Raw genomic sequence first — 12,624 nt, 5'->3', positions numbered from 1 at the left:
GGTGAGGCGGTTGCGCCGGGCGATGTCGGGGCGGGCCGCCGAGGCGGGGCTGGGCGCCGTCCGGCGCGTTCACCGGCAGCATCGCGGCCGGCCCGACTGGACCGACCTCGCCCCCTGGTTCCTCGGCTTCGCCATGGCGGCGGGCGTGGTCGCCGCCTTCGACTGGCGGTTCGTCCTCCTGCTGCCTGCGCTGGTGTGGGCGGGCCTGGCCTGCTGGGTCCTCCTCGGGCCGATTCCCAGGGTGGACGGGCCGCGGCGCCGGTTCGCCGTCTGCGAGGACGGTCTGCTGGTGTGGGCCCGGGATTCCTCCAGCGCCATCCCCTGGGATGCGCTGACCACGCCCGACTGGGGTGCGAAGCGCCGGGTCGTGCGGCTGGCGTGGGCGGACGGTCCCGAAGAGCGGTCCGTGTTCGTCGGCCCTGTGAGCGCGTCCCGGGATCTGGGCAGGGCCGTGGAGCGCCGGGGGCCCGTGCGGGCGTCGCCCGGCCCGCGGCTGGCGACCGTGGCGGCCGGCATGGCGGTGCTCGCGCTGGTGGGCTGGATCGTGCAGCCGTGGCTCGTTCCCGCCGTCTTCGGGGAGCGGCCGGAGAATCTGAGGGAACTCGCCCGGCTGTGCTGGCGGCAGGACCGTCCCTTCGAGCGGGCCGCTGAGCATGAGGGGGCGGGCCCCCACCCGCTGGTGTTCTTCCGCGAGGGCGCGGGCCGTCCGCAACTCGCGACCACGGGCGAGGGCGCGAAGCGGCCCGCGCCGGACGAGGTGGAGCTGGTGGCGTGCAGCTACCCGGCGGGCCGCGTGTCGGACAAGCCGATCAAGGTATGCGCGTACGAGGGCGGCCTGCGCACCGAGTCCTTCCAGGGCCGCCATCGCCTCGACGTCTATGAGGCCCGCACGGGCCGCCGCGTCGGCCGGCGGATGCTGACGGGACGCGCCGGCGTCGGCGAATGCGCCCCCGCCAAGGTCGTCTACGGCGAGCCGCCCTACGACGACCGGCTCCAGGGCGAGACCTACCCCACGATGACCGACTACCAGAGCGCCCTACAGCCCTTCATCACCCCTTAGCCCACCGAGGGTGTCGACTTCGGCGGAGACGGCGCCGCCGGAGAGCTCCGGGTAGCCGGGGCCCCGGTCGAAGAAGGGGACGGGGCCGCGGGCGGCGCGCAGGCGGGCGCGGAGGGTGGTGGTCGCCCCGTCGTCCACGGTGCCGCCTTCGAGCACTACGCCGTAGTCGTCGCGGGCTCCTTCGAGGGAGACCTTGCCGTCGCGGACGTCGGCGGCCACGCGGGACGGGTCGCGGTTCAGGGGGTCGCCCCAGCCGCCGCCCCCGGTGGTCCGGATGCGGATCGTCTGGCCCGCCCTGACCGGGTGGTCATCGACGAGGCCGTCCATCTCCTCGCCGTCGATGTCGACGCGGAAGGGGCGGCCGGCGCGGCCGCCGTTGACGCCCCAGCAGGACAGGATCGAGCGGTCGGCGATCGACATGTAGCGGGCGTCGCGGAGCATGCGGATGCGCTTGTCGTAGCCGAGGCCGCCGCGGTGCTCCCCCGGGCCGCCGGAGTCGGCGGCGAGGCCGAGGCGTTCGACGATGAACGGCCAGCGGGCCTCGGCGAACTCGGCGGGGATGTTGCGGGAGTCGGGCACGACGTGGATGGTGTCCTCGCCGTCGGCGTAGTAGCGGCCGCCGGAGCCGCCGCCCAGGACCTCGCGCATGAGGTACGGGCCGCGGTCGTCCTCGCCGTAGACGCCGGTGTAGCGGATCGTCTCCTGGTCGGCGGGCATCCGGCCGCCGGTGGCCTTGGCCAGCACGCCCGCGAGGACGCCCAGCAGGCGCAGGATGACGAACGTGCGGGCGTTGGTCGGGGCAGGGAAGACGGGCGTGAGGAGGGTGCCCTTCTCGGGGAAGCGCATCTCGATGAGGGGGACGACGCCCTCGTTGACGTCCAGTTCGGCGGCGCGCTCGGGGGTGTCGGCGAGGTTCCGCAGGACGGGCGCCAGCCACTTCTTCAGGAAGACGCCGTCCGAGTAGTCGCCCGCGTGGTTGATGGGGCCCTTGGCCTGGGGCGAGGTGCCGGTGAAGTCGATGACCAGGGGGACGGCCGCCGCCTTGTCGACGGTGAGCGTGATGCGCTGCGCGTGCAGGCGGGGCGGGTCGACGCCGTCGTGCTCGGCGTAGTCCTCCCAGGTGAAGGTGCCGTCCGGGATCTTGGCGAGGAGTTCGCGGCGGAACGTCTCGGTGGTGCGGTCGATGATCGCGTCGAAGCAGCCCTCGACGGCGGCGCGGCCGTAGCGGGCGAACAGCTCGCCGAGGCGGCGGGCGCCCATCAGGCAGGCCGAGCACTCGGCGTCGAGATCGCCGGCGAGGGAGTCGGGCATCCGCGAGTTGCGGGTCATGATGGCGAGGGCCGCCGCGTTCGGGACGCCCCGGTCCCACAGCTTGATCGGCGGGACCATCAGGCCCTCCTCGAACGCGCTGCGGGCGTGGCTCGGCATCGAGCCGGGGACGGCGCCGCCGATGTCGTCGTGGTGGCCGAACGCCTGGACGAACGCGACCACCTCGTCCCCGTGGAACACCGGCACCGTGACGCAGAGGTCGGGGAGGTGGCCGATGCCGCCCTCGGACAGGTACACGTCGTTGTGGAAGAACACGTCGCCCGGCCGCATGGCGTCGAGCGGGAAGTCGCGCGCGATCGGCTGGACGAGCGCCGAGTAGGAGCGGCCGGTGAGCTTGCGGAGGCGGCGGTCGTGGATGCCGGCGCGGAAGTCGTGCGCGTCGCGGATCATCGGGGAGCGGGCGGTGCGGGCGATCGCCGTCTCCACCTCGCGCTCGACCGAGGCGAGGGTGCCCTCGACGATCTCCAGCAGGATCGGGTCGGTCATCGCGTCACCACCAGGTTGCCGTAGCCGTCGAGCCGCGCGGTGAAGCCGGGGTGCAGGGGGACGGTCGAGCCGAACTCCTCGATGACGGCCGGGCCCTCGATCGTGTCGCCCGGTGCGAGTTTCTCGCGGCGGTAGATCGCCGTCTCCCGCCAGGTGTCGAAGTGGACCTGCCGGGTGCCGGTGCGGGCGCGGGACGGGTCGCCGTCGCCCGGCGGGCGCTCGGCCAGGCGCGGGCGCTCGATCGGGCCGATGCCGGAGACGCGCAGGTTGACCCATTCGACCGGATGGCGCGGGTCGTCGCGGTAGCAGTAGCCGTAGAGGGCCTCGTGGGCGTCGTGGAACCGGCGGACGACCTCGGCACGGAACGCCTCGCCGGGCGCCCCGGCGGGCGCGGGCACGCGCACCTCGAACGCCTGCCCGTAGTAGCGCAGGTCGGCGGAGCGGGCGAAGCGGCGGTCGCCCTCCGGGAAGCCCTCGTGGGCCAGAGCGGCCGAGGCCTCGGCCTCCAGGTCGGTGTAGACGGCGGCCAGGAGCGCGGGGTCGAGTTCGGCGTCCCGGACGACCCGCGTCCGCACGTAGTCGTTCTTCACGTCCACCGTGAGCAGGCCGAACGCGGACAGGTTGCCGGGGTTCTCCGGGACGACGGCGGCGGGCAGGCCGAGCACGTCCAGCAGCCGGCAGGCGAGCAGCGGCCCCGAGCCGCCGAACGCGACGAGCGGGTAGTCGCGGACGTCCAGGCCCCGCTTCACGGTGATCCGCCGGATCGCGTTCGCCTGGTTCCACGCCGAGATCTCCAGGATGCCGGCGGCGGCGCGTTCGAGCGGCAGGCCGAGGTCGGCGGCGAGGGCGCCGAGCCCCGCGCGGGCCGCCTCCGCGTCGAGGGGGACCTCGCCGCCGAGCAGGTGCGGCGGGATGCGGCCGAGGACGGCGTGCGCGTCGGTCACGGTCGCCTCGGTGCCGCCGCGCCCGTAGCAGAGCGGGCCGGGGTCGGCGCCCGCGCTGCGCGGGCCGACCTTCAGCGCGCCCTCGGGCGACCGCCACGCGACCGAGCCGCCGCCCGCGCCGACCGTCACGATGTCGATCATCGGGATCTTGACCGGGTGGCGGCCGATCGCGCCTTCGGTGGTGAGGGTCGGCTCGCCGTCCAGGACCACGGCGACGTCGGTGGACGTCCCGCCGCCGTCCAGGGTCACGACGGAGCCGTGCCCGCTGTGCGCGACGACGAACGCCGCGCCGAGCGCCCCCGCCGCCGGGCCCGAGAGCACCGTCGTGATCGGCTGCCGGGCGACCTCGTCGGCCGACAGGACGCCGCCGTTGCTCTTCATCACCAGCGGGCGGGCCGCGGCGCGCTCGGCGATCCGGGCGAGGTAGCCGTTCATCGCGGGCTTGACTGCGGCGTCCACCAGCGTCGTCACCGACCGCTCGTACTCGCGGTACTCGCGCAGCACCTCGCACGACAGCGACACGACGGCGTCCGGGTGCTCGCGGCGCAGGACGTCCCGCATGGCCAGTTCGTGGGACGGGTCGGCGTAGGAGTGCAGGAAGCACACCCCGATCGCGCGGATCCCCTCATCGCGGAACCAGCGGGCCGCCGCGACCGCCGACGCCTCGTCGAACGGGCGGATCTCCGCGCCGGTGTGGTCGAGCCGCCCGCCGACCGCCCGCACGCGGTGCACGGGGACGATCCGCGGCGGCTTCACCCAGAAGTAGCTGTTGCCGTAGCCGTCCGGGACGCTCTGCCGCGCGATCTCCAGGACCGACTCGAACCCCTCGGTGGTGACGAACCCGAGGCCGTCGATCCGGTCTTCGAGGAGCCGGTTGGTCGCGACCGTGGTGCCGTGCGAGAGCGCCGCGACGTCCTCGGGCCCGGCGCCGAGCAGCCGCAGCACCTTCGCGACGCCGGCCGCGAACCCCTCGGCGGGGTCGGCGGGCGTGGACGGGGTCTTGGTGGTGGTCAGCCCGCCGCCCTCGTCCAGCGCGACGACGTCGGTGAACGTCCCGCCCGTGTCGATCCCGATCCGCAGCCGCCTCGCCATGCTGAAGGGTCTACCGGACGGCGGCCACCAGGGAAACCGTCGCAATCTGCCAACGGGCGCGTCGTTCTTTCGTGAAGGCCCGTAGGGCTAGGCTGAGCCTTTCCCATCGGACGACAAATGCTGGAGCCCTTTCATGGCGCTTGAACGCCCCGAGATCGACTTCCCCGAGGGACAGCCACCGCAGTACCTCGACATCACCGACATCACCGAGGGCGACGGCCCGGCGGCGGCCAAGGGGTCGCAGGTGTCGATGCACTACGTGGGCGTGTCCTGGTCCACCGGCGAGGAGTTCGACGCGTCCTGGAACCGCGGCTCGACGCTGGACTTCGAGCTCGGCTCCGGCCGCGTCATCAAGGGCTGGGACATGGGCATCGAGGGCATGAAGGTCGGCGGGCGCCGCAAGCTCGTCATCCCGCCGCACCTGGCCTACGGCGACCGCAGCCCGAGCCCGGCGATCAAGCCAGGCGAGACGCTCATCTTCATCGTGGACCTGGTGGGCGTCAGCTAGCGGCGCGCGGCTCAGCGGCGCGCGCGGTGGCCGAGCAGGTAGCCGAGCGCGACGCCGGCGAGGGCCACCGCCCCGCCGGCGCCGAACGCCGCCGTCATCGGCCACGCCGCGGACGCGCGCTCCGGCGCCGCCGCGGCGCGTCCCGCGTAGACCGCGCCGGTGCCCGCCGGGACCTCGGCGGGCGCCTGCGCGGCGGCCGGCGAGACGGTAGGCGCGGCGGTCGGCGGGGGCGCGGTGATGTCGCGTTCGACGGCGGCGAAGAACTCGCCCGCGGTGCGCTTGGCGACGCTGCCGAGCATCCGCTGCCCGACGCCGCCGACCATCCCGCCGACGACCGCCTCGGCGTCGTAGTCGACGCGGGTCGCGCCGTCGCCGTCCGACAGCCGGACGCGGACGGTCGCGTCGACCGTGCCCGGCGCGCCCTGGCCGCGCGCCCGCAGCACGAACGAGCGCGGCGGGTCGGGCTCGGCGAGCTCGACCTGCCCGACGTAGGTGCCCTGGATGGACGCGACGCCCGCGGTGACCGTCATCCGGTACGTGCCGGGGCCCGTCTCCTCCAGGGAGCGGCACCCCGGGATCGTGCGGGCGAGGACGGCCGGGTCCTGCAGGGCGTCCCAGACGCGGTCGAGCGGCGCGGCGACGCCGGCACTGCCGTTCAGCTGCATGTCCCGACTGTAGAGAACGCGACCGCCGCGCCGAACGGCAACATCTGCCGAGTACACGCCGACGATTGGGCAATGCACCCCGACGGACCCCGGAAATGATCGGATATGTCCGGCAGGTTCCGGCCGGGTGCGAACCCCGGCCGTTCGCCGCGCGTCAACCGATGCGACATCCACCCCCCACCGAACGGAGTACGCGGCCAATGCGAGGGAAGACGCCCGTGATCGCCATGGTTGCCGCCGGAGTGCTCGGCGTGGCCGCGGGCGGATGGCCCGTCGTCACCGCGCAGGCCGGCGACTCCGGACCCTCCACCCGGGCGCAGCTCGCCTCGGTGCTCGGCGACCAGAAGTGGCCGACGCCGAAGCCCGGCAGCTGGACGATGCCGAAGCCGGCCGCCAACGGGCTGCCGCCGGTCATCAGCCGCATCGAGACGCGGGAGCGCGTCGTCTTCCTCACCATCGACGACGGCTACACCTACGACTCGGAGTTCGTGAACCTCGTCCGCAAGGAGAAGGTTCCGATCATGACGTTCCTGACCTCCACCTACATCAAGGGGCAGGGGCAGTACTTCTGGGCGATGCGCAACGCCGGGTCGCCGATGGAGAACCACACGATCAGCCACCCCAACATGGCGACGCTGAGCGCCGAGCGGCAGAAGAAGGAGATCTGCGGCGCGTCGGACGCCATCCAGGCGCAGTACGGCCGCCGGCCCCAGGTCTTCCGGCCGCCGTTCGGCAGCTACAACCAGACCACGCTGCAGGTCGCCAAGGAGTGCGGCATCAAGTCGGTGCTGCTGTGGTCGGCGGAGTTCTACAACGGCACGACCGGCCCCGGCGTCGGGTTCAACGGGTTCGCGCGCGGCGACGGCGGCAAGGGGTTCAAGCCCGGCGACATCATCCTGATGCACTACCGCAAGGGACTCGCCCAGGAGTTCCAGATGATCCTCGGCTGGATCAAGCAGGCCGGGTTCCGGCCGGCGGCCGTGGAGAACTACCTGCCCACGTCGCTCGGCGGGAACGTCCCCGCGACCCCCGCCCACGGCTGATTTCCGACCTTCCCGGAGGAATCCCGGTTACGGCGAGGGCCCAGGGGGTCCTTGACTAGGGTCAACTCGCTGGCGGGGCCGAGGTCCCCCGCTTCCCGAGCCGGTCCCGCCAGCATCAGCCGCCGCGAGGGCCGTCAGCCCGCCCGCACGCCCTCGCGGACGCGCAGCGACGCGTCGTCCTCGGCGCGCCGCCGCAGCGTGAAGAGCGCGTCCGGGGAGAGCGGCATCGCGTCCACGCGCACGCCCTCCGCGTCCTCCACCGCCGACGCGATCACCGCCGACACCGGGATGACGCCCGCTTCCCCCGCGCCCTTGATGCCGAGCGGGTTCAGCGGCGACGGCGTCTCCAGATGGTCGGTCTCGATGCGCGGGATCTCCGTCGCGTACGGCATCAGGAAGTCCATGAACGACGCGTTCAGCAGCTGCCCGGACTCGTCGTACACCATCCGCTCGTACAGCGCCCCGCCGATGCCTTGCGCGACGCCGCCGTGGATCTGCCCCTCGACGACCATCGGGTTGATGAGCCGCCCGCAGTCGTGCACGACCGCGTACCGCAGGATCGCGATCTCCGCGGTGTCCGGGTCGACCTCCACCACGGCGGCGTGCGCGCCGGCCGCGAACGTCGACCGGACGGGCGAGTAGTAGTCGCGCCCCTCCAGCCCCGGCTCGTCGCCGGCCGCGACCGGCGGCTCGGTGACCGGGCGGCCCACCGCGAACTGCGTCGCCGCCGCGGCCTCCTCGTCGAAGGCGTACCGCAGCGGGTTCGACAGCACCGCGACCGTCCGCAGCGGGACCGACGCCGACCGGTCGCCCCGCACGTGCACCACCCCGTCGGTGATCTCCAGGTCGCGCGGGTCGGCCTCCAGGGCCTCCCCGGCGATGCGCAGCGCCTTGCCGCGGACCTTCCGGCAGGCCAGCGCGATCGCGTTGCCGCTCATCACCGCCGCGCGGGAGGCGAACGTCCCGACCGCGTACCCGAACCGCCGGGTGTCGCCGGTGGTGACGTGCACGTCCTCGATGGGGACGCCCAACTCGGCCGCGGCGATCTGGGCGAACACCGTCTCGTGGCCCTGCCCCTGCGAGGTCAGGCCGGTCGACACGTGCACCCGTCCGGCGGTGTCGATCTCGACGTGCCCGCCCTCGTACGGGCCGACGCCCGTCCCCTCCACGTAGACGCCGAGGCCGATGCCGACCCGGCGGCCCCGGGCCGCGGCGGCGGCGCGCTCCCGTTCGAAGCCGTCCCAGCCGACCAGCTCGCGCGCCTTGCGCAGCAGTTCCGGGTAGTCGCCGGAGTCGTAGACGAGCGGGCGCCCGTCCTGGAACGTCAGGCCCTGGTCGTAGGGGAACTCGTCGGGCTGGATGAAGTTCGCGGCGCGCACGTCGGCGCGGTCGCGGCCGAGGTGGCGGGCGATGCGGTCCATCGTCCGCTCCATGCAGAACACGCCCTGCGGGCGGCCCGCGCCGCGGTACGGGGTGACGATCAGCGTGTTGGTGTAGAGGCTGACGACCTCCGCCCGGTACGCGCCGATCTTGTACGGGCCGAGGAGCTGGGTGGAGGTGACGATCGGGATGATGATCCCGTACGGGGTGTAGGCGCCGTGGTCGTGCCGGATCCGCACGTCCAGGCCGAGGACGCGGCCGTCGCCGTCGAACCCGACCCGCACGTCCTGGAGCTGGCCGCGCTCGTGCGCGGCGGACACGAAGTGCTCCCGCCGGTCCTCGGTCCACTTGATCTCGCGGTCCAGCAGCCGCGCCGCCCACGGGACGAGGACCTCCTCCGGCCACGGGTGGACGATCTTCACCCCGAACCCGCCGCCGACGTCCGGCGCGACCACCTCGACCTTGCCGTTCGGCAGCCCGAGCCGCGCGGCGATCGCGGCGCGCACGCTGGTGGACGCCTGCGTGGAGGAGTACACGCGCAGCGACCCGTCGTCGGCGTCCCACCGCGCGTAGACGCCGCGCCCCTCCAGCGGCATGGACGCGCTGCGCTCGATGGCGAGGCTGAACTCCAGCACGTGCGGCGCGGCCTCGATGGCGGCGCGGGCGTCGCCGTTCTCCTGGACGAGGACGGCCCCGACGTTGCCCGGCACGTCGTCGTGCACCAGGTGGTCGGCGCGGGCCGCCGCCTCGATGCCGACGACGGCGGGCAGCGGCTCGTACTCGACGCGGATGCGCTCGGCGGCGTCCTCGGCCAGGTACCGGTCGCGGGCGACGACCATGGCGACGGGCTCGCCGACGTGCCGGACGACGTCGCGCGCGAGCGGGTACCCGGTGCGGCCGTGCGTCAGCGCGGGGTGCGGGATGAGCAGCGGCAGCGGCTCGCCGATCCGGCCGGGCAGGTCCTCCCAGGTGTAGACGGCGACGAGGCCGTCCACGTCGAGGGCGCCGGACACGTCGATGTCGGCGACGCGGGCGTGCGCGTGCGGCGACCGGACGAACGCCGCCGCGAGCGCGTTCCGCCCGAGGTCGTCGAGGTAGCGGCCCTGCCCCGTGGTGAGCCGGGCGTCCTCGCGCCGCTCGACCCGCTCACCGAACACGCGCGTGCCCATTCACGACTCCCCTTCGCCGGCGGACGGAGCTTCTCGAGCGGACGGAGCCTCTTGAACGGACGGAGCCTCTTGAACGGACGGGGCGAGCAGCTCGGCGGCGCGGTGCACCGACTTGACGATGTTCTGGTAGCCGGTGCAGCGGCACAGGTTCCCCGAGATCCCCTCAAGGACCTGCTCCTCGGTCGGGCGCGGCGTCTCCCGCAGCAGCGCCGTGACCGTGCAGAGGAAACCGGGCGTGCAGAAGCCGCACTGCAGGCCGTGGCATTCGCGGAAGGCGCGCTGCACCGGCGACGGGGTGCCGTCCTCGGCGGCGAGCCCCTCGACGGTGGTGACCTCGTGCCCGGCGGCGGTGACGGCGAACATCAGGCACGACCGCACCGGCTCGCCGTCCAGCAGGACGGTGCAGCAGCCGCAGACGCCGTGCTCGCAGCCGACGTGCGTGCCGGTGAGCCCGAGGTCGTGCCGCAGCAGGTCCGACAGCAGCCGCCGCGCCGGGACGCCGGCCGTGCGGTGCGTGCCGTTGACGGTCAGCGCGACGTCGAAGCACTCCTCCATCAGTCCCCCGCCTTCCGATGTGCCTCCGTCTTCAGTAATGCCTCCGTCTTCAGTAATGCCTCCGACGCCGCCGCCCGCAACGCCCGCTCGGTGAGCACGCCGGTCAGGTGGCGGCGGTAGTCGGCGCCGGCGTGGATGTCGGGTTCCGGGTCGATCCGGTCGCGGACGTGCGCGGCGGCGGCCGCCCAGTCGCCGTCCGGCCCGGCCGCGCCGGTCAGGTCGAGCACCAGCGGTGTCGCCGCGATGCCCAGGTACCCGGCGCGGGCCGCGGCGACCCGCAGGTCCGCGTCGAGGGTGACGACGGCGGCGACCCCGGCGAGCGCGTAGTCGCCGTGCCGCCGCGCCGTCTCGGTGAACGCGGTGCCGGTGCGGGGCGGCGCCGCCGGGAAGAACGCGGCGACGGCCAACTCACCGGGGGCCAGCGCCGACTCCAGCGGGCCGGCGAAGAACTCGGCGGCGGGTATGGTCCGGCGACCCGCCGCCGACGCCGCCTCGACCGTCCCGCCGAGGACGGCGAGCACGGCGGGCAGCTCGGCGGCGGGGTCGGCGTGCGCGAGGCTGCCGACGACCGTGCCCCGGTTGCGGATCACGGGGTGCGCGACGTGCCGGAGCGCCTGCCCGAGCAGCGGCTGGACGGCCGCCGCCTCCGCCGACCGCTCGACCCGCGCGTGCCGGGCGAGCGCGCCGACCCGGACGCCGCCGTCCTCGGCGCGCAGGGTGTCCAGCTCGGCGATCCGGTTGATGTCGACCAGGTCGGACGGCGCGGCGAGCCGCATGTTCAGCAGCGGGATGAGGCTCTGCCCGCCCGCGAGAACCTTGCCGCCCGGCGCGGCGGCCAGCACGTCGAGGGCGCCGGCGAGCGTGCCGGGCGCGTGGTAGCCGAACGGCGGCGGCTTCACGCGTCCGCGTTCGGGGCCGGGCGGACCGGGCCGCCGATCTCCTTCTCCGCGGGCGCGATGACGCCGCCGCCCGAGTCCTCCGGTCTGCGCAGCACGTTGAGGAGGTGGTAGCCGACCAGGACGGCGATCGTGCCGAGCGCGATGCCCTGCAGCGGGAAGTCGTCGGTGATCTGCAGCGTCACGTTCCCGATCGCCAGGATGATCGCGGCGGCGACCGGGACGAGGTTGACCGGGTCGGCGAAGTCGACCCGGTTCTCGATCCAGATCTTCGCGCCGAGCAGCCCGATCATCCCGTACAGCACGACGGTGATGCCGCCGAGGACGCCGCCCGGCGTCGCGGCGACGAGCGCGCCGAACTTCGGGCACAGCCCGAACAGCACGGCCACGACCGCGGCGACGTAGTAGGCGGCGGTCGAGTAGATCCGGGTCGCGGCCATGACGCCGATGTTCTCGGCGTAGGTGGTGGTGGGCGAGCCGCCGACCGCGCTGGCGAGGGTGGTGCCGATGCCGTCCGCGGTGATGGCGCGGCCGAGGAGGGGGTTCAGGTCGTCGCCGGTCATCGCCGACACCGCCTTGACGTGCCCGGTGTTCTCCGCGATCAGCGCGATGACGGCGGGCAGCGCCAGCAGGATCGCGGAGGTCGTGAAGTCGGGGCCGTGCAGGCTCGGGAACCCGAACCAGTCGGCGGCCTTCACACCGGAGAAGTCGACCCGGTCGTGCGGGAACGCGGTGGCGATGCAGTACGGGCCCTCCGCCGTGCACGCCCTGCCCGCCCCGTCCAGCAGGTTCTGCCCGGGAAGGACTGACGTGACCCGGCCGACGGTGTTGTCGAGAATCCACGAAAGGGCGTACCCGAACACGAGCGCAAGCAGGATCGTGATGCGCGCCCAGAACCCGCGCAGCAGCACCGCGGCCAGCACGGCGAACCCCAGCGTCGCGAGCGCGACCCACTGGTCCTGCGGCCAGTAGACGGTCGCGACCACCGGGGCCAGGTTGAAGCCGATCAGCATGACCACGGCGCCCGTCACCACCGGCGGGAACACCCGGTGGACGACCTCCCCGCCGGCGAAGTGGATCAGCACGCCGACCAGCGCGAGCACCGCGCCCGCGACGAGGATCGCGCCGGTCACGGTCGCGCTGTCGCCGCCCGCCGCGCGGATCGCCGCGACCGCGCCGACGAACGAGGCGCTCGTGCCGAGGTAGCTCGGCACCCGGCCGCCGACGATCAGCAGGAACAGCACCGTCGCGATCCCGGACATCATGATCGCGAGGTTGGGGTCCAGCCCCATCACCACGGGGAACACGAACGTCGCCCCGAACATCGCCACCACGTGCTGCGCGCCGATGCCGGCGGTGCGCGGCCACGACAGGCGCTCGTCCGGCCGGACGACCTCCCCGGGCGGCGGTGTGCGTCCGTCGCCGTGCAGCTTCCAGCCGATCACCATGCGGGGTTCCTCCTGCTCAGCCGAGCGCGTTCATGCGGGCAAGGTAGAT

At 73.9% G+C, this 12,624-nt stretch carries 10 protein-coding genes; 3 read left to right on the top strand and 7 right to left on the bottom strand.

Translation table 11 applies throughout. From position 1 onward, the window contains the following. Position 1 precedes the first annotated feature (1 nt). Positions 2-1,060: a hypothetical protein gene (locus HUT06_RS15500; protein ID WP_176196382.1), complete on the top strand. Its 1,059-nt coding sequence runs from the start codon at positions 2-4 to the stop codon at positions 1,058-1,060. Here the strand turns inward: HUT06_RS15500 and HUT06_RS15495 are convergent. Further along, positions 1,037-2,875 carry a hydantoinase B/oxoprolinase family protein gene (locus HUT06_RS15495; protein ID WP_176196381.1) on the bottom strand — a complete coding sequence of 613 codons (1,839 nt, stop codon included), beginning with the start codon at positions 2,873-2,875 and terminating at the stop codon, positions 1,037-1,039. The two genes, HUT06_RS15500 and HUT06_RS15495, sit on opposite strands and share 24 nt — an antisense overlap. Then, positions 2,872-4,911, bottom strand: coding sequence for a hydantoinase/oxoprolinase family protein (locus HUT06_RS15490; protein ID WP_176196380.1), 2,040 nt, complete (start codon positions 4,909-4,911; stop codon positions 2,872-2,874). Before HUT06_RS15490 ends, HUT06_RS15495 begins: the two co-directional genes overlap by 4 nt. Positions 4,912-5,044: 133 nt before the next feature. Between HUT06_RS15490 and HUT06_RS15485 the strand changes: the two genes are divergently transcribed. Further along, the gene (locus HUT06_RS15485) at positions 5,045-5,419 is read left to right on the top strand and encodes an FKBP-type peptidyl-prolyl cis-trans isomerase (protein ID WP_176196379.1); all 375 of its coding nucleotides are present in this window, start codon (positions 5,045-5,047) and stop codon (positions 5,417-5,419) included. An 11-nt stretch (positions 5,420-5,430) separates the two neighbouring features. Here HUT06_RS15485 and HUT06_RS15480 read toward each other — a convergent pair whose 3' ends face one another. After that, positions 5,431-6,084, bottom strand: a complete 654-nt coding sequence (locus HUT06_RS15480; protein ID WP_176196378.1) for a carbon monoxide dehydrogenase subunit G — start codon at positions 6,082-6,084, stop codon at positions 5,431-5,433. A 227-nt stretch (positions 6,085-6,311) separates the two neighbouring features. Here HUT06_RS15480 and HUT06_RS15475 point away from each other — a divergent pair, with 227 nt between their 5' ends. Next, positions 6,312-7,127 carry a polysaccharide deacetylase family protein gene (locus tag HUT06_RS15475; protein WP_254715758.1) on the top strand — a complete coding sequence of 272 codons (816 nt, stop codon included), beginning with the start codon at positions 6,312-6,314 and terminating at the stop codon, positions 7,125-7,127. Between the two features lie 134 nt (positions 7,128-7,261). On the opposite strand, the gene cutA is transcribed toward HUT06_RS15475, so the two are convergent. The 4 genes from cutA to HUT06_RS15455 are packed head-to-tail and all read right to left on the bottom strand — an operon-like array spanning position 7,262 to position 12,575. Beyond that, positions 7,262-9,676, bottom strand: a complete 2,415-nt coding sequence (gene cutA, locus HUT06_RS15470; protein ID WP_176196376.1) for an aerobic carbon-monoxide dehydrogenase large subunit — start codon at positions 9,674-9,676, stop codon at positions 7,262-7,264. Next, positions 9,677-10,231 carry a (2Fe-2S)-binding protein gene (locus HUT06_RS15465; RefSeq protein ID WP_176196375.1) on the bottom strand — a complete coding sequence of 185 codons (555 nt, stop codon included), beginning with the start codon at positions 10,229-10,231 and terminating at the stop codon, positions 9,677-9,679. Beyond that, a complete protein-coding gene (locus HUT06_RS15460) occupies positions 10,231-11,130 on the bottom strand; it encodes a xanthine dehydrogenase family protein subunit M (RefSeq protein ID WP_176196374.1) in 900 nt (299 codons plus the stop codon). Before HUT06_RS15460 ends, HUT06_RS15465 begins: the two co-directional genes overlap by 1 nt. Beyond that, entirely contained in the window at positions 11,127-12,575 is a 1,449-nt protein-coding gene (locus HUT06_RS15455; protein WP_176196373.1) for a uracil-xanthine permease family protein, read from the bottom strand. Before HUT06_RS15455 ends, HUT06_RS15460 begins: the two co-directional genes overlap by 4 nt. Between the last annotated feature and the right edge of the window lie 49 nt (positions 12,576-12,624).

This window comes from Actinomadura sp. NAK00032, from assembly GCF_013364275.1.
Lineage (GTDB): Bacteria > Actinomycetota > Actinomycetes > Streptosporangiales > Streptosporangiaceae > Spirillospora.
This window is presented reverse-complemented; position numbering and strand designations above follow the sequence as displayed.

Bases quoted from the DNA above. Each gene is read 5' to 3' on its own strand.
- HUT06_RS15495 (WP_176196381.1), bottom strand. From the start codon at position 2,875: ATGACCGACCCGATCCTGCTGGAGATCGTCGAGGGCACCCTCGCCTCG.
- HUT06_RS15490 (WP_176196380.1), bottom strand. From the start codon at position 4,911: ATGGCGAGGCGGCTGCGGATCGGGATCGACACGGGCGGGACGTTCACC.
- HUT06_RS15485 (WP_176196379.1), top strand. From the start codon at position 5,045: ATGGCGCTTGAACGCCCCGAGATCGACTTCCCCGAGGGACAGCCACCG.
- HUT06_RS15480 (WP_176196378.1), bottom strand. From the start codon at position 6,084: ATGCAGCTGAACGGCAGTGCCGGCGTCGCCGCGCCGCTCGACCGCGTC.
- HUT06_RS15475 (WP_254715758.1), top strand. From the start codon at position 6,312: ATGGTTGCCGCCGGAGTGCTCGGCGTGGCCGCGGGCGGATGGCCCGTC.
- cutA (WP_176196376.1), bottom strand. From the start codon at position 9,676: ATGGGCACGCGCGTGTTCGGTGAGCGGGTCGAGCGGCGCGAGGACGCC.
- HUT06_RS15465 (WP_176196375.1), bottom strand. From the start codon at position 10,231: ATGGAGGAGTGCTTCGACGTCGCGCTGACCGTCAACGGCACGCACCGC.
- HUT06_RS15455 (WP_176196373.1), bottom strand. From the start codon at position 12,575: ATGGTGATCGGCTGGAAGCTGCACGGCGACGGACGCACACCGCCGCCC.